Source organism: Enterobacillus tribolii (assembly GCF_003363015.1).
In the GTDB taxonomy this organism is placed as follows: domain Bacteria; phylum Pseudomonadota; class Gammaproteobacteria; order Enterobacterales; family Enterobacteriaceae; genus Enterobacillus; species Enterobacillus tribolii.
Genome location: NZ_QRAP01000011.1, coordinates 99,465 through 116,190 on the forward strand (window position 1 = coordinate 99,465; position 16,726 = coordinate 116,190).

Genomic DNA, 16,726 nt, shown 5'->3' on the forward strand with positions numbered 1-16,726 from the left:
AAGAATGAAATGGTTTAATACATTGAGCCACAATCGCTGGCTGGAGCAGGAAACCGACCGCATTTTCAATTTTGGCAAGAACGCGGCAGTGCCGACCGGATTTGGCTGGCTGGGAAACAATGGTCAGGTCAGGGAGGAGATGGGGACGCATCTGTGGATCACCGCCCGCATGCTGCACGTCTATTCCGTTGCTGCGTCAATGGGCCGCCCCGGCGCGTATCAGTTGGTTGAACACGGAATTAAGGCGCTGAATGGCGCATTACGCGATACACGCTACGGCGGCTGGTACGCCTGCGTGAGCGATGACGGCGTCAAGGATGCCTCTAAGCAGGGCTATCAGCATTTCTTCGTATTACTCGGTGCGGCCAGCGCGGTCACCACCGGCCATCCGCAGGCCAGGCAGTTACTGGATGATGCTATCGAAGTGATTGAAAAGTACTTCTGGAGCGAAGGCGAGCAGATGTGCCTGGAATCCTGGGACGAAGCCTTCAGTCAGACGGAAGATTACCGTGGCGGTAACGCCAATATGCATGCCGTCGAAGCGTTTTTGATTGTTTATGACGTCACCCATGACCGCAAATGGCTCGATCGCGCGCTGCGTATTGCTTCGGTGATTATTCACGATGTTGCCCGCCGCGGCGAATATCGTGTCAATGAGCACTTCGACTCACAGTGGAACCCCATCCGCGATTACAACAAAGATAACCCCGCTCATCGCTTCCGCGCCTACGGCGGTACGCCGGGCCACTGGATTGAGTGGGGGCGTCTGATGCTGCACCTGCATGCCGCTCTGGAAGCGCGTTTTGAAACCCCGCCCGCCTGGCTGTTGGAGGATGCCAAAGGCCTGTTCCACGCCACCATTCGCGATGCCTGGGCGCCGGACGGCGCGGACGGCTTTGTCTACTCGGTGGACTGGGATGGCAAGCCCATCGTCCGTGAAAGAGTACGTTGGCCGATTGTGGAAGCGATGGGCACGGCCTACGCCCTGTATACCCTCACCGGCGATAGCCAGTATGAAGCCTGGTATCAGAAATGGTGGGATTACTGCATCACCTATCTGATGGATTACGAAACCGGCTCATGGTGGCAGGAGCTGGACACCAACAACCAGGTGACGACCAAAGTTTGGGACGGTAAGCAGGATATTTACCACCTGTTGCATTGTCTGGTGATCCCCCGTCTGCCGCTGGCTCCGGGACTGGCTCCGGCGGTTGCCGCCGGTTTGCTGGACGTAAACGCCAAATAGGCCATGAGGATAGCAGCCATGCATAGCGGCGGAAAAACCATTCAGCTTCAGGCGGGTCACTACCAGGCAAAAATCGTGACGGTCGGCGCGGGTCTGGCGGAACTGACACATCGCAACCGTCATGTCGTTATCCCGCACAAGCCGGAAGAGATGCCGCTGGCGCATCTGGGGAAGGTGTTAATTCCCTGGCCGAATCGTGTGGCAAACGGCTGCTATCAGCACAACGGCCAGGTCTTCCAACTGGCCGTTAACGACTCGGTTTCGCATACCGCCATACATGGGCTTCTGGCCTGGCGCGACTGGCAGATTAACCATCAGTCGGCTTCAGAAGTGTCGCTGACGATTTTTTTGCCGCCTTCTTATGGCTATCCCTTTGCGCTGGTTTCAGACGTGGTTTACCGGCTGGACGCCGCCAGCGGGCTGCACGTGCTGATTCGCTCGCAGAATGTGGGCGACGGGGCGGCCCCTTATGGCGCAGGAGCGCATCCCTATTTGACCTGTGACCGGCAACGCATCGATATCTGCGAATTAACGCTTCCGTCCGGTGAAACCCCGTGCGCCGGGCTGGATTTTGCTGCGCCGCGCATCATCGGGCAAACGACCCTCGATCATACGCTTAAGGCCGTTTCCCTCGGGGAGGCGTGGGAGGTCAGAATCACCAGCCCTTCACAAAACATGTCCACGTTTTTACGCAGCAATCAACCCTGGTTACAGGTGTACACGGGCGAAAAGTTGGGCAGGCGCGGTCTGGCGGTGGAGCCAATGACCTGCCCGCCTGACGCCTTTAATTCCGGGGTTGGCCTGATTCATCTCGCACCAGGAGAGGCGCATCAGCTGCATTTTTTAATCGGCAGTGAATAGCAGAGTTCCGACAGATTACCGAATTACCTTATATTTACGGAGATTATAATGAATTCGCTACAACAACGGTCAAGCGCTTTAGAACTTACGACGTTACAGGATGGATTCGCGCTGACATATCAACAGCGCCTGATATTACGTCACAGTACAGAAAACCCTTGCCTGTGGATTGGCGCCGGTGTCGCCGATATTGATATGTTCCGCGGCAACTTCAGCATTAAAGACAAACTCAATGAAAAGATCGCGCTGACAAACGCAACCCTCAGCGAACTCCCGGACGGCTGGCAGGTGCATTTCAGCCGCGGCGCAGCCATCAACGCGACGCTGAAAATTTCAATCGATGAGATGGGACGCCTGACGCTGAACCTGCAAAACGACAATCTCAACCACAACCGTATCTGGCTGCGTCTGGCCGCCAACCCGGACGATCATATCTACGGCTGCGGCGAACAATTCTCCTATTTCGACCTACGCGGCAAACCTTTCCCGCTGTGGACCAGCGAACAGGGCGTGGGCCGCAACAAGAGCACCTATGTCACCTGGCAGGCCGACTGCAAAGAGAATGCAGGGGGTGACTACTACTGGACCTTCTTCCCGCAGCCGACCTTCGTGAGCACGCAAAAGTATTACTGCCACGTCGATAACAGTTGCTACATGAATTTCGACTTCAGCGCGCCGGCGTACCACGAGCTGGCGTTGTGGGAAGACAACGCCACGCTGCGTTTTGAGTGTGCGGACACTTACATCTCCCTGCTGGAAAAACTGACAGCGCTGTTAGGCCGCCAGCCGGAGTTACCGGACTGGGTTTACGACGGCGTTACGCTGGGTATTCAGGGCGGCACCGAGGTTTGCCAGAAGAAGCTGGACATCATGCGTAATGCCGGTGTGAAGGTAAACGGCATCTGGGCGCAAGACTGGTCCGGGACCCGCATGACCTCGTTTGGCAAACGCGTAATGTGGAACTGGAAGTGGAACAGCGACGACTACCCGCAGCTGGATAGTCGTATTAAGCAGTGGAACGAAGAGGGCGTGCAGTTCCTTTCTTATATCAACCCGTATGTTGCCAGTGATAAAGAACTCTGCGCTGAGGCGGCAAAGCATGGCTATTTGGCAAAAGATGCTGCTGGTAATGACTATCTCGTTGAATTCGGAGAGTTTTACGGCGGTGTGGTCGATCTGACAAACCCGAAGGCTTACGACTGGTTCAAAGACGTCATCAAAAAGAACATGATTGCGCTCGGCTGTGGCGGCTGGATGGCGGACTTTGGCGAATACCTGCCGACCGATACCTACCTGTACAACGGCGTCAGTGCCGAAATCATGCATAACGCCTGGCCTGCACTATGGGCAAAGTGTAACTACGAAGCGCTGCAGGAAACCGGCAAGCTTGGCGAGAGCCTGTTCTTTATGCGCGCCGGTTATACCGGCAGCCAGAAGTACTCCACCATGATGTGGGCGGGCGATCAGAACGTTGACTGGAGTCTGGACGATGGTCCTGCTTCTGTTATCCCCGCCGCACTATCGCTGGCGATGACCGGTCACGGCCTGCACCACAGCGACATCGGGGGTTACACCACGCTGTATGGAATGAAACGCAGCAAAGAACTGCTGCTGCGCTGGTGTGATTTCAGCGCCTTCACGCCGATGATGCGTACCCACGAAGGCAACCGGCCCGGCGATAACTGGCAGTTTGACAGCGATAACGAAACTATCGCGCACTTTGCCCGAATGACGACGGTTTTCACCTCCCTGAAACCGTATCTCAAGCAGGCGGTAGCGCAGAATGCCGCCACCGGGCTGCCGGTCATGCGTCCGCTGTTCCTGCATTATGAAGGTGATGCGCGAACCTACACCCTGAAGTATCAGTACCTGCTGGGGCAGGATCTGCTCGTTGCGCCGGTTCACGAACAGGGACGCAACGACTGGACGTTGTATTTGCCAGAAGATAACTGGGTCAACGTTTGGACCGGGGAAGCTCACCAGGGTGGCGAAATTACCGTAGATGCGCCAATCGGCAAACCTCCGGTCTTTTATCGCGCGCAGAGTGAGTGGGCGTCACTGTTTGCTTCGTTACGCAACATCTAATACGGCTCGCCCGTAGGGAAACTTACGGGCAAATGAGGGATAATCATGAGTCAAAATACAGCCAATCCGGCAACTTTGCGCTTACCGTTTAAAGAAAAACTCGCCTATGGAATGGGGGATTTAGGTTCTAACATCCTGCTGGACATTGGCACGCTCTATTTACTGAAGTTTTATACCGATGTCCTTGGTTTGCCGGGTACATACGGCGGCATTATTTTCCTTATCGCCAAGTTCTTCACCGCGTTTACCGATATGGGAACCGGCATTATGCTTGACTCGCGGCGTAAAATCGGACCAAAAGGTAAATTCCGGCCATTTGTCCTTTATGCGGCTTTCCCGGTCACCCTGCTGGCCATTGCTAACTTTATCGGCACCCCGTTTGAAATTACCGGAAAAACCGTGATGGCAACGGTGCTGTTTATGTTGTACGGGCTGTTTTTCAGCATGATGAACTGCTCTTATGGCGCGATGGTGCCCGCCATTACCAAAAACCCGGACGAGCGTGCGTCGCTTGCCGCCTGGCGACAGGGCGGCGCAACCCTCGGCCTGTTGCTGTGTACCGTCGGTTTTGTGCCGGTGATGAACCTGATTGAGGGAAATTCGCAACTGGGCTACATCTTCGCCGCTACGCTGTTTTCGCTGTTCGGGCTGTTCTTTATGTGGTGGTGTTATGCCGGGGTTAAAGAACGCTATGTGGACGTTAAGCCAGCGGATGCGGCACAGAAACCGGGATTACTGCAATCCTTCCGCGCCATTGCCGGCAACCGCCCGCTGTTTATTCTGTGCATTGCCAACCTCTGCACGCTCGGCGCGTTTAACGTCAAGCTGGCGATTCAGGTCTATTACACCCAGTACGTACTGAACGACCCCATTCTCCTCTCCTGGATGGGCTTCTTCAGCATGGGCTGTATTTTCATTGGCGTTTTCTTAATGCCTGGCATGGTCAGACGCTTCGGCAAGAAAAAAGTCTACGTCGGCGGCCTGCTGATTTGGGTTGCAGGCGATCTGCTCAACTACTTCTTCGGCGGTGGATCGGTCAGCTTTGTGGCTTTCTCTTGCCTGGCCTTCTTCGGCTCGGCGTTCGTAAACAGCCTGAACTGGGCGCTGGTTTCCGACACGGTGGAATATGGCGAATGGCGTACCGGCGTGCGTTCTGAAGGCACGGTGTACACCGGCTTCACCTTCTTCCGCAAAGTGTCGCAGGCGCTGGCGGGCTTTTTCCCCGGCTGGATGCTGACCCAGATTGGCTACGTCCCTAATGTGGTGCAGTCAGCGGGGACCGTCGAAGGTCTGCGTCAATTGATCTTTATTTATCCGTGCGCCCTGGCCGTTGTCACCATTATTGCGATGGGCTGTTTCTACAATCTCAATGAGAAGATGTACGTGCGTATTGTAGAAGAGATAGAGGCCAGGAAACAAACTGCTTAATAACAATAACATACAACGCCCTGCGGGGCGTTATTGAGGGCGATTATGTCTGACCATGATCCGCTGACGCTAAAACTGAGCCTGCGGGAAAAATGTGCCTATGGCGTGGGTGACTTTGGCTCAAATCTGATGCTGTGTATCGGTACACTGTATCTGCTTAAGTTTTATACCGATGAGCTGGGGATGCCCGCGTACTATGGCGGCGTTATCTTTCTGGTGGCGAAGTTCTTCACCGCCTTCACCGATATGCTGACCGGCGTATTGCTGGACTCACGGCGTAATATTGGTGCAAAAGGGAAATTCAGACCCTTTATTCTTTATGCGTCGTTTCCCGTCGCGCTGGTTGCTACCGCGCAGTTTTTAGCCACAGATTTTACGCTGACGGTCAAAACGGCGTTGGCGACGGGACTGTTTATGTTGTTCGGCCTGTTTTACAGCCTGATGAATTGTTCATACGGCGCAATGGTGCCCGCGATCACCAAAAACCCGCATGAGCGCGCGCAACTCGCCGCCTGGCGTCAGGGTGGGGCGACTATCGGCCTGCTGTTGTGTACCGTGGGTTTTATGCCGATTCAGGCGCTTTTTAGCAGTTCACCTTCGCTTGGTTACCTGATTGCCGCCCTGATTTTCTCTACCTGCGGGGTGTTCAGCATGTGGTGGTGTTTTAGCGGGGTACGGGAGCGTTATATTGAAATCGTGCCGGATCATCACAAACCCAGTATTCTCAAGTCGTTTCGCGCGATTTTCCACAACCCTCCCCTGCTGGTGCTGTGCATTGCCAACCTGTGTACGCTGGCGGCATTCAATATCAAGCTGGCAATCCAGGTCTATTATACCCAGTACGTGCTCAACGATATTCATCTGCTGTCATGGATGGGGTTCTTTAGCATGGGATGCATTCTGGTCGGCGTGTTGCTGGTTCCCCTCGCCGTGAAACGCTTTGGTAAAAAACAGGTTTATCTCGGCGGCCTGACGTTATGGGCGATTGGCGATGTGCTGAATTTTTTCTGGGGCGGAACATCGTTTTTATTTGTCGGCTTCTCATGCATGGCATTCTTCGGGACCGCCTTCGTTAACAGCCTGAACTGGGCGCTGGTCCCGGATACGGTTGACTATGGGGAATGGAAAACAGGAATTCGTGCGGAAGGGTCGGTTTATACGGGTTATACCTTTTCACGGAAAATTTCCGCCGCGCTTGCTGGTTTCCTGCCCGGCATTATGCTGACGCAAATTGGTTATGTCCCCAACATCGCCCAAAGCGACGCCACGTTGCTTGGCCTGCGTCAGCTTATTTTTCTCTGGCCCTGCGGGCTTGCCATTATTGCAGCACTCACCATGGGTTTCTTTTATAAGCTTAATGAAACGCGCTTTGCTTTTATTATTGAGGAAATCAGCCAACGGAAAAAACAAACGACGCAACCAGGTGTTGTAATTAACTAAAACAAATTAAATAAAAACAATTGCCGCTCTATCCATTTTGATGGGTAGCGGCTCCCTACGTGTTAAAAATGGATTTGTTATGAAAAAATTAAATGCCATCATGCTGTTGTCTTATATAGCCTCCGCCCCGGTTTTTGCCGGCGCCTATGTGGAAAATCGCGAGGCCTATAACCTTGCCTCCGATCAGCAAGAGATCATGCTGCGCGTTGGCTACAATTTTGATATGGGGGCGGGCCTCATGCTCACCAACACCTATACTCTGCAACGTAAGGATGAGCTAAAACATGGCTATAACGAAATCGAGGGCTGGTATCCGTTATTCAAACCGACGGATAAATTAACTATTCAGCCCGGAGGATTAATTACCGACAAAAGCATTGGTTCCAGTGGCGCCGTTTATCTCGACGTTAATTATAAATTTACCTCCTGGTTTAATCTGACCGTACGCAACCGGTATAACCATCATAATTACAGCTCAACCGATCTGAACGGCGAACAGGATAATAATGACACCTATGAAATCGGCAACTACTGGAATTTTATTATTACGGACAAGTTTTCCTATACGTTTGAACCACACTATTTTATGCGGATAAACGATTTTCACAGCAGCAATGGCAAAGATTATCACTGGGAGATCACCAATACGTTCAGGTACCGGATTAACCAAAACTGGCTGCCTTATTTAGAGCTACGTTGGTTGGATCGCAACGTGGAGCCTTACCACAGGGAACAAAACCAGATTCGTATTGGCGCGAAATATTTCTTCTGATTCAGAATATGGCTGGGGTTTGAGAGCCAACCGTACGAAATAAATCGCCTTCTCAGCGTATGTATTCGTTCCGTTCGCCCTCAAACCCCGGTACCGATAAGCGTTTAGCCGGTATTGCGCATTCCGGCCGCTACCCCGGCAATCGTGACCATCAGCGCCTGTTCTACGTTGGCGTCCGGCTTCTCCTGCGAGCGTGAACGATGTAACAGTTCCGCCTGCAACACGTTGAGCGGATCGGTGTAGACGTTACGCAGCGCGATAGACTCCGCAATCCACGGCAGGTCCTCCATCAGGTGATCGTCATTGGCGATGGTCAGCACTACCTTAATGTCTTTCACCAACTGTTCACGCAACTGCGCGCCCAGCGGCCACAGCTCTTTCTCTACCAGACGCTGATCGTAGTATTCCGCCAGCCACAGGTCGGCTTTGGCGAATACCATCTCCAGCATGCCGATGCGGGTGGAGAAGAACGGCCAGTCGCGGCACATGGTTTCCAGCGTGGCCTGATTACCTTCATCAACGGCAGCCTGCAGGGCCGCGCCGGCGCCCAGCCAGGCGGGCAGCATCAGGCGGTTTTGGGTCCAGGCGAAAATCCACGGAATGGCGCGCAGGCTTTCTACCCCGCCATTAGGGCGGCGTTTGGCCGGGCGCGAACCCAGCGGCAGTTTGCCCAGTTCCAGCTCCGGCGTGGCGGAACGGAAATAAGGAACAAAGTCTTTGTTTTCCCGTACGTAGCCACGGTACATATCACAGGAGATGTCTGACAGTTGATCCATCAGGCGACGCCATTCCTGTTTCGGCTCCGGCGGCGGCAGCAGGTTGGCTTCCAGAATGGCGGAGGTGTACAGCGCCAGGCTGCTGATGGTGACTTCCGGCAGGCCCAGCTTAAAGCGGATCATCTCACCCTGTTCGGTCACGCGCAGGCCGCCTTTCAGGCTGCCCGGCGGTTGGGAAAGCAGCGCCGCATGCGCCGGTGCGCCGCCGCGGCCGATGGAACCGCCGCGTCCGTGGAACAGCGTCAGGGCTACGCCGGCGTTTTCGCACACTTTCACCAGCGCCTCCTGCGCACGGTACTGCGCCCAGGAGGCGGCCATCACGCCGGCGTCTTTGGCGGAGTCGGAGTAACCGATCATCACCATCTGTTTGCCCTGAATAAAGCCGCGATACCAGTCGATATTCAGCAACTGGGTCATCACGTCTTCCGCGTTGTTCAGGTCATCCAGCGTTTCGAACAGCGGCGCGACGGGGATGATGTACGGGCAGTTCGCTTCTTTGAGCAGCAAATGTACGGCCAGCACGTCGGACGGCGTACGCGCCATGGAAATCACATACGCGGCAATAGCGCCTTCCGGCGCTTCGGCGATCACCTGGCAGGTTTCCAGCACTTCCTGCGTGTCCGGGCTGGGTTCCCAGTGACGGGGCACCAGCGGACGCTTGGAGTTCAGCTCGCGGATCAGGAACGCCTGCTTGTCGGCTTCTGACCAGCTTTCATAGTCACCCAGTCCCAGATAGCGGGTCAGCTCGCCCAGCGCTTCGGTGTGGCGGGTGCTTTCCTGACGCACGTCGATGCGCACCAGCGGCACGCCGAAGCAGCGCACGCGGCGCAGGGTGTCCAACAGTTGGCCGTTGGCGATGATGCCCATGCCGCAGGCTTTCAGCGACAGGTAACAGGCATACAGCGGCGCCCACAGCTGATCGTTGTGAACCAGCAGGTTATCGGGGCGGGTAACGCGTTCGCCTTTAATCTTGGCTTCCAGGTAGCTTTGCGTCGCCATCAGCTGGCTGCGCAGGCGCTTCATCAGCTCACGGTAAGGCTCGGGGACGTCATCGCCGCCAGCCAGCGCGCGCAGCTCCGGCGTACACTCCGACATGGACAGCTCGGAAACCAGCACCTGCACATCGCGCAGGAACAGATCGGCCGCTTTCCAGCGGCTCAGCAGCAGGGCGTGGCGGGTAACTTCCGCAGTGACGTTCGGGTTACCGTCGCGGTCGCCGCCCATCCAGGAGGTGAAGCGTACCGGTACGGCTTCTACCGGCAGTTCGTAGCCCAGCGAGCTTTCCAACTGTTCGTTGAATTCGCGCAAAAAGGCCGGAACCCCTTCCCACAGGCTGTTTTCCACCACCGCAAAGCCCCATTTGGCTTCGTCGATCGGCGTCGGACGGTTTTTGCGGATTTCATCGGTATGCCAGGACTGCGCAATCAACTGACGCAGGCGGCGCATGATCTTGTTACGCTCGTAGTCCGCCAGATCGTCATGATCGAGCTGGCTCAGGCAGGTGTTCACCTCAACCAGCTTGTGAATCAGGGTACGACGGGTGATTTCCGTCGGGTGCGCGGTCAGCACCAGCTCGATGGACAGATCGTCCACCGCCTGGCGCAGTTGTTCGTCGGTCAGCTTGTTGTCTTTCAGCCGGGTGAACAGGCGCGACAAGACTTCCGGATTATTGACCGCCTCGCCGTGCGGGGAGATGCTGTGATATTGCTCGGCGGTATTGGCGAAATTAAGAAACTGGTTGAAGGCGCGAGCTACCGGCAGCAGCTCATCGTTGGACAGATTTTGCAGGGTTTTCAGCAGCTCCTGACGACTGGCATCATTTCCCGCGCGGGAAGATTTCGACAACTTACGGATGGTCTCCACGCGTTCCAGAATGTGTTCGCCAAGAGCATCTTTGATCGTGTCGCCAAGCAGCTTCCCCAGCATACTGACGTTACTTCGCATTGCTGAATACTGTTCGTTCATAGGACCCTGTCTCTCCAAAATTATGTAAATTTTTTTCACCCTTAATGGGTAGCGCGCTTTCTTTAAGTAACCACGTTCCCTTGTCTACGTCAAATGTCACATTTTTGGATAGAAATATATTGTTTTTTGTTATTTATCTGAAAATTAATTACATGCCGTACGATCAGTAGCTGAACTAATAACCCTCAGCTGCCGGCGTACGACGTGTTTCATATCCCGGATAATGCTCCGTCACCGGCGGCAAAAATGCTCGATGACCTGCCCGATCAGCTGCCGCGTAGGCGCAATAAACGACGTAGCGAGGAACTCGTCAGGCTGGTGGGCTTGTTCGATCGACCCCGGACCAAGCACCAGGGTAGGGCACACATCCTGAATAAACGGCGCTTCGGTGCAATAGTTGACCACTTCGGCGCGTTCTCCCAGCAGCTTCTCCACCGTTTGAATCAGCGGCGCATGCACCGGGCACTCATAACCCGGAATCGGCGCATGCAGCGGCGTAATTTCCAGCCGCCCCGGCCATTTCCGGCTGACCGGCTCCAGCGCCTGATGCAGCAGCTCGTTCACGTCGCTCAGCGTCATGCCCGGCAGCGGGCGGATGTCCATGTGCAGTTCGCAGCAGGCGCAGATGCGGTTGGCCGCGTCGCCGCCGTGGATATGCCCCAGGTTCATGGTGGGATAAGGAATGGTAAAGGCATCGTGATGGAAGCGTTCTTTCAGGGTATCGCGCAGCACCAGCAGACGGCCGGTGGCGTCGTGCATCAGCTCAATGGCATTGATGCCGCGCGCGGGATCGCTGGAGTGGCCGGACTGCCCGGTAATGCGGATGGCTTCGGAAATGTGTCCTTTATGCGCCCGTACCGGTTTCAGCGACGTCGGTTCGCCGATGATGGCGCAGTCCGGTCGCAGGTGGGTGGTGGCGGAGAAATAACGTGCGCCGGCCATGGTGGTTTCTTCATCGGCAGTAGCCAGTACGTAAAGCGGGCGGGTCAGCTTTCCTGCTTCTATATCGCGTACGGCGTCCAGGATGAAGGCGAAGAAGCCTTTCATGTCCGCGGTGCCCAGGCCGTACAGCTTATTGTCGTGTTCGGTCAGCGTGAAGGGATCGCGCGTCCAGCGGCCATCGTCGAATGGCACGGTATCGGTGTGTCCGGCCAGCAGCAGGCCGCCGCTGCCTTCTCCCAGGCTTGCCAGCAGGTTGTATTTATTGCGTGTGTCCGGCACCGGCTGCACTTCCACGCGAAAGCCGAGATCGCTGAACCAGCCTGCCAGCAAATTGATTAATGCCTCATTACTCTGATCGAGGGCGCTGTCGGTGGCGCTGATGGACGGCGTGGCGATCAACGCCCGGTACAGCTCAATAAATGGGGGTAATTTCATATTCACTGTTGACAGCCTCAGGTTAGGATAGTATCAATATTCATGCATTATTTTTGAATAAAAATACACTATGAGCAAAATGAATAAAACCGGAACCGCTTTCCGCCGCGAATGTGTATTTTCATGTGGAATGAATCCACCCTATCACACCAACCAAGAAGGTGAAGCAGGTCTATGTCGACGTTAAACGGGTTAATTATAGGTGCCAGCGGTTATACCGGCGCGGAACTCGCCGCGTATTTACAGCGTCATCCCAATGTGAACATAACCGGTTTAATGGTTTCCGCGCAAAGTCATGATGCGGGAAAACGGCTCTCCGACCTGCATCCCGTGCTGAAAGGCATCATTGATTTGCCGCTGCAGCCGATGACGGACGACATTGCCGCGCTGGCGCAGGGCGTGGACGTGGTGTTTCTGGCGACGGCCCATGAGGTCAGCCACGATCTGGCGCCGCAGTTTCTGGCGGCGGGATGCGCGGTGTTCGATCTCTCCGGCGCTTACCGGGTGAATCAGAGTGATTTTTATCAAAAATATTACGGGTTTGCGCATCAGCATGCCGACTGGCTCGACAAAGCGGTATACGGGCTGGCGGAATGGCGGGCGGAAGATATCCGCACGGCGCAGCTCATTGCCGTGCCGGGATGCTACCCGACGGCGTCGCAGCTGGCGCTGAAACCGCTGATTGAAAGCGATCTGCTGGACCTGAATCAGTGGCCGGTGATCAACGCCGTCAGCGGCGTCAGCGGCGCCGGGCGCAAGGCCAGTATGACCACCAGTTTCTGCGAAGTCAGCCTGCAGCCTTACGGCGTGTTTACGCACCGTCATCAGCCGGAAATCTCGGCGCACCTGGGCGCGCAGGTCATCTTTACCCCGCATCTGGGGAACTTCCCGCGCGGCATTCTGGCGACCATCACCTGCCGGCTGAAGACGGGCGTGACGGCGGAGCGCGTGGCGGAAGCGTTCGCCCGGGCCTACGACGGCAAACCGCTGGTGCGGTTATTCGGGCGGGAAATGCCGTCTATCCGCGCTGTGGCGGGAACGCCGTTCTGCGATATCGGCTTCGCGTTGCAGGACGATCATCTGATCGTGGTGGCTGCGGAGGATAACCTGCTGAAAGGCGCCGCAGCGCAGGCGGTACAGTGCATGAATATTCGTTTTGGCTTTGACGAAACGCAATCACTCTTTTAATTAAACAGATGAAGTGAGAAGGTTATGAATCCGTTAATCATCAAGTTAGGCGGCGTACTGCTCGACAGCGAAGAGGCGATGGAGCGTCTGTTTCAGGCACTGGTGACCTATCGCCAGAGCCATCAGCGCCCGTTGGTGATTGTGCACGGCGGCGGGTGCCTGGTGGATGAGCTGATGAAGCAGCTTAACCTGCCGGTGGTGAAGAAAAACGGCCTGCGGGTAACGCCGGCGGATCAGATTGGCATCATCACCGGCGCGCTGGCCGGTACGGCGAATAAAACGCTGCTGGCCGGTGCGAAGGCGCATGGCATTCCGGCGGTGGGGCTGTCGCTGGGCGACGGCGATATGGTCAGCGTGACGCCGCTCGCCGCAGAGCTTGGTCATGTCGGGCAGGCGAAGGCGGGATCGCCCGCGTTGCTGGATACCCTGCTGGCGGCGGGATACCTGCCGGTGGTCAGCTCGATCGGCATCACGAACGATGGCGAACTGATGAACGTCAATGCCGATCAGGCGGCGACGGCGCTGGCGGCCACGCTGGGCGCGGATCTGATTCTGCTGTCGGACGTCAGCGGCATTCTGGACGGCAAAGGCCAGCGCATTGCTGAAATGACGGCGCAAAAGGCCGAACAACTTATTGCTCAGGGCATTATCACCGATGGCATGATCGTCAAGGTCAATGCCGCCCTGGAGGCCGCCCGCTCGCTGGGCCGGCCGGTGGATATAGCCAGCTGGCGCCATGCGGAGAAACTGCCGGCGCTGTTTAACGGCGTGGCGATCGGCACGCGGATTCTGGCGTAATTTTAAGAACGGTAATCAAGGAAACGTATTGTTATGGCGACGAAAACGACGGGCATCAGCAAAATTGTATTGGCCTACTCCGGCGGTCTGGACACCTCCGCCATCATTCCCTGGCTGAAAGAAAACTATAACGACTGCGAAGTAATCGCCTTCGTGGCCGATATCGGTCAGGAGCGCGAAGATCTGGAAGGGATTGAAGAGAAGGCGCTGCGTTCCGGCGCGTCCGCCTGCTACATCGCCGATCTGCGCGATGAGTTTATCAGCGACTATGTTTATCCGGTGCTGAAAACCGGCGCGTTGTATGAAGGCACCTATTTGCTGGGCACGTCGATGGCGCGTCCGCTGATTGCCAAGGCGCAGGTTGAACTGGCGCTGAAGCTCGGCGCGGATGCGCTGTGCCACGGCGCGACCGGCAAGGGCAACGATCAGGTTCGTTTCGAAACCACCTACACCGCGCTGGCGCCGCAGCTGAAGGTCGTCGCGCCGTGGCGTGAATGGGATCTGCGTTCCCGTGAAGCCCTGCTGGACTACCTGAAAGCGCGCGACATCCCGACTACCGCGTCGCTGGAAAAAATCTACAGCCGTGACGCCAATGCCTGGCACATCTCCACCGAAGGCGGCGTGCTGGAAAGCCCGTGGAATGCCTCCAACAAAGATTGCTGGGTGTGGACCGTTGACCCGCAGGAAGCGCCGGATGAGCCGGAACTGGTGACCATCGGCGTGGAAAAAGGCGAAGTGGTTGCCGTTAACGGCAAGACCATGAGCCCGTATGCCTGCCTGGAAACGCTGAATGCGCTGGGCGCGAAGCACGGCGTCGGCCGTATCGACATCGTGGAAAACCGTCTGGTGGGCATCAAGTCCCGGGGTTGTTATGAAACGCCGGGGGGCACCATTATGATCGCGGCCCTGCGCGGCATTGAGCAGCTGGTGCTTGACCGTGACAGCTTCAAATGGCGTGAGCAGTTGGGTCTGGAAATGGCTTATGTCGTGTATGACGGCCGTTGGTTTGCGCCGCTGCGTCAGTCTTTGCAGGCGGCGGCAGATTCCCTAGCGCAGGAAGTGAACGGCGAAGTGGTGGTGAAACTGTATAAAGGGCAGGTAACGGCGATTCAGAAGAAATCCGCCAACAGCCTGTATAACGAAGAGTTTGCTACCTTCGGCGAAGACGAAGTGTACGATCACAGCCACGCCGGCGGCTTTATCCGCCTGTTCTCTCTCTCTTCACGCATCCGCGCGCTGAACGAACAGAAGAAGTAAGGCGTCGTATCATCCAGCATTGAAACGGGCCGCTTATGCGGCCCGTCTGCAATAACATACAGAAAGAATGGAGCATCACTATGGCACTATGGGGCGGACGGTTCAGTCAGGCGGCGGATCAGCGTTTTAAACAATTTAATGACTCACTGCGGTTTGACTATCGGTTGGCCGAGCAGGATATCGTGGGTTCAGTCGCCTGGTCGAAGGCGCTGGTGACGGTCGGGGTGCTGACCGCCGGCGAGCAGCAGCAACTGGAGCAGGCGATGGCTGCGTTGCTGGAAGAGGTGCGCGCCAATCCACAGGCTATTCTCGCCAGTGATGCGGAAGATATCCATAGCTGGGTGGAGCAGCAACTGATCAATAAGGTCGGCGACCTGGGGAAAAAGCTGCATACCGGGCGCAGCCGTAACGATCAGGTGGCGACGGACCTCAAGCTGTGGTGTAAAGAACAGGTTGGTGAACTGCTGCAGGCGGTGCGGCAGTTGCAGCAGGCGCTGGTGGAAACGGCGCAGGCGAACCAGGACGCCGTTATGCCGGGCTATACCCATCTGCAACGCGCCCAGCCGGTGACGTTCGCGCACTGGTGCCTGGCCTATGTGGAAATGCTGGCCCGTGATGAGAGTCGTTTGCAGGATACACTGAAGCGGCTTGACGTCAGCCCGCTGGGCTGCGGCGCGCTGGCGGGAACCGCGTACCCCATCGATCGCGAACAACTGGCCGGCTGGCTGGGCTTTGCCGGCGCGACGCGCAACAGCCTGGACAGCGTGTCCGACCGCGATCACGTTCTGGAGTTGTTGTCCGATGCGTCCATCGGCATGGTGCATTTGTCGCGTTTTGCCGAAGATCTGATTTTTTTCAACAGCGGTGAAGCCGGATTCGTAGAGCTTTCCGACCGCGTGACCTCCGGTTCCTCGCTGATGCCGCAGAAGAAGAACCCGGACGCGCTGGAGCTGATCCGTGGTAAGTGCGGCCGCGTGCAGGGTGCGCTGACGGGGATGATGATGACCCTGAAGGGGCTGCCGCTGGCGTACAACAAAGACATGCAGGAAGATAAGGAAGGCCTGTTCGATGCGCTTGATACCTGGCTGGACTGCCTGCACATGGCGGCGCTGGTGCTGGATGGCATTCAGGTGAAGCGCCCGCGTTGTCAGGAGGCGGCGGAGCAGGGTTATGCCAACGCGACCGAACTGGCGGATTACCTGGTGGCGAAGGGCGTACCGTTCCGAGAGGCGCACCACATCGTTGGTGAAGCGGTGGTGGAGGCTATCCGGCAGGGTAAGGCGCTGGAGGCGCTCAGCCTGGCGGATTTGCAGGCGTTCAGTGCGACGATCGGCGAGGACGTGTATCCAGTGCTGTCGCTGCAGTCCTGCCTGGATAAACGTAATGCGCAGGGCGGCGTAGCGCCGCAGCAGGTTGCACAGGCCATCGCGGCAGCGAAAGGGCGCCTGGCGTAATGAAAAAAGCGGAGCCAGGCTCCGCTTTTTTATGCGTATCATTGAGTGTAAAAAAAAACCGGGCCAAGCCCGGTAATTA

General features: G+C 56.4%; 12 protein-coding genes. 10 read left to right on the top strand and 2 right to left on the bottom strand.

Annotation, left to right across the window (positions count from 1 at the left end; translation table 11 throughout):
- Nucleotides 1-4: 4 nt before the first annotated feature.
- The 6 genes from yihS (at nt 5) to ompL (ending at nt 7,832) form a co-directional block, all read left to right on the top strand.
- Nucleotides 5-1,246, top strand: coding sequence for a sulfoquinovose isomerase (yihS, locus tag C8D90_RS19050; RefSeq protein WP_115460049.1), 1,242 nt, complete (start codon nt 5-7; stop codon nt 1,244-1,246).
- Between the two features lie 3 nt (nt 1,247-1,249).
- Nucleotides 1,250-2,107: an aldose-1-epimerase gene (locus tag C8D90_RS19055; protein WP_115460050.1), complete on the top strand. Its 858-nt coding sequence runs from the start codon at nt 1,250-1,252 to the stop codon at nt 2,105-2,107.
- 48 nt (nt 2,108-2,155) lie between these two features.
- Nucleotides 2,156-4,192 carry an alpha-glucosidase gene (locus C8D90_RS19060; RefSeq protein ID WP_115460051.1) on the top strand — a complete coding sequence of 679 codons (2,037 nt, stop codon included), beginning with the start codon at nt 2,156-2,158 and terminating at the stop codon, nt 4,190-4,192.
- A gap of 45 nt (nt 4,193-4,237) precedes the next feature.
- The gene (locus tag C8D90_RS19065; RefSeq protein WP_115460052.1) at nt 4,238-5,620 is read left to right on the top strand and encodes an MFS transporter; all 1,383 of its coding nucleotides are present in this window, start codon (nt 4,238-4,240) and stop codon (nt 5,618-5,620) included.
- 45 nt (nt 5,621-5,665) lie between these two features.
- Nucleotides 5,666-7,060, top strand: a complete 1,395-nt coding sequence (locus C8D90_RS19070) for an MFS transporter (RefSeq protein ID WP_115460053.1) — start codon at nt 5,666-5,668, stop codon at nt 7,058-7,060.
- Nucleotides 7,061-7,139: 79 nt separating this feature from the next.
- Nucleotides 7,140-7,832, top strand: a complete 693-nt coding sequence (gene ompL / locus C8D90_RS19075; protein ID WP_115460054.1) for a porin OmpL — start codon at nt 7,140-7,142, stop codon at nt 7,830-7,832.
- 104 nt (nt 7,833-7,936) lie between these two features.
- On the opposite strand, the gene ppc is transcribed toward ompL, so the two are convergent.
- Nucleotides 7,937-10,573, bottom strand: a complete 2,637-nt coding sequence (ppc, locus tag C8D90_RS19080) for a phosphoenolpyruvate carboxylase (RefSeq protein WP_115460055.1) — start codon at nt 10,571-10,573, stop codon at nt 7,937-7,939.
- A 231-nt stretch (nt 10,574-10,804) separates the two neighbouring features.
- Entirely contained in the window at nt 10,805-11,950 is a 1,146-nt protein-coding gene (gene argE / locus C8D90_RS19085) for an acetylornithine deacetylase (protein ID WP_115460056.1), read from the bottom strand.
- Between the two features lie 174 nt (nt 11,951-12,124).
- Here argE and argC point away from each other — a divergent pair, with 174 nt between their 5' ends.
- The 4 genes from argC (at nt 12,125) to argH (ending at nt 16,647) form a co-directional block, all read left to right on the top strand.
- Nucleotides 12,125-13,138, top strand: coding sequence for an N-acetyl-gamma-glutamyl-phosphate reductase (argC, locus tag C8D90_RS19090; protein WP_115460057.1), 1,014 nt, complete (start codon nt 12,125-12,127; stop codon nt 13,136-13,138).
- Nucleotides 13,139-13,162: 24 nt separating this feature from the next.
- Nucleotides 13,163-13,936, top strand: coding sequence for an acetylglutamate kinase (argB, locus tag C8D90_RS19095; protein WP_115460058.1), 774 nt, complete (start codon nt 13,163-13,165; stop codon nt 13,934-13,936).
- Between the two features lie 33 nt (nt 13,937-13,969).
- Complete coding sequence (locus C8D90_RS19100) at nt 13,970-15,193, top strand: argininosuccinate synthase (RefSeq protein ID WP_115460059.1); 1,224 nt, start codon at nt 13,970-13,972, stop codon at nt 15,191-15,193.
- 80 nt (nt 15,194-15,273) lie between these two features.
- Nucleotides 15,274-16,647, top strand: a complete 1,374-nt coding sequence (argH, locus tag C8D90_RS19105) for an argininosuccinate lyase (RefSeq protein ID WP_115460060.1) — start codon at nt 15,274-15,276, stop codon at nt 16,645-16,647.
- Nucleotides 16,648-16,726 lie beyond the last annotated feature (79 nt).

Bases quoted from the DNA above. Each gene is read 5' to 3' on its own strand.
- yihS (WP_115460049.1), top strand. From the start codon at position 5: ATGAAATGGTTTAATACATTGAGCCACAATCGCTGGCTGGAGCAGGAA.
- C8D90_RS19055 (WP_115460050.1), top strand. From the start codon at position 1,250: ATGAGGATAGCAGCCATGCATAGCGGCGGAAAAACCATTCAGCTTCAG.
- C8D90_RS19060 (WP_115460051.1), top strand. From the start codon at position 2,156: ATGAATTCGCTACAACAACGGTCAAGCGCTTTAGAACTTACGACGTTA.
- C8D90_RS19065 (WP_115460052.1), top strand. From the start codon at position 4,238: ATGAGTCAAAATACAGCCAATCCGGCAACTTTGCGCTTACCGTTTAAA.
- C8D90_RS19070 (WP_115460053.1), top strand. From the start codon at position 5,666: ATGTCTGACCATGATCCGCTGACGCTAAAACTGAGCCTGCGGGAAAAA.
- ompL (WP_115460054.1), top strand. From the start codon at position 7,140: ATGAAAAAATTAAATGCCATCATGCTGTTGTCTTATATAGCCTCCGCC.
- ppc (WP_115460055.1), bottom strand. From the start codon at position 10,573: ATGAACGAACAGTATTCAGCAATGCGAAGTAACGTCAGTATGCTGGGG.
- argE (WP_115460056.1), bottom strand. From the start codon at position 11,950: ATGAAATTACCCCCATTTATTGAGCTGTACCGGGCGTTGATCGCCACG.
- argC (WP_115460057.1), top strand. From the start codon at position 12,125: ATGTCGACGTTAAACGGGTTAATTATAGGTGCCAGCGGTTATACCGGC.
- argB (WP_115460058.1), top strand. From the start codon at position 13,163: ATGAATCCGTTAATCATCAAGTTAGGCGGCGTACTGCTCGACAGCGAA.
- C8D90_RS19100 (WP_115460059.1), top strand. From the start codon at position 13,970: ATGGCGACGAAAACGACGGGCATCAGCAAAATTGTATTGGCCTACTCC.
- argH (WP_115460060.1), top strand. From the start codon at position 15,274: ATGGCACTATGGGGCGGACGGTTCAGTCAGGCGGCGGATCAGCGTTTT.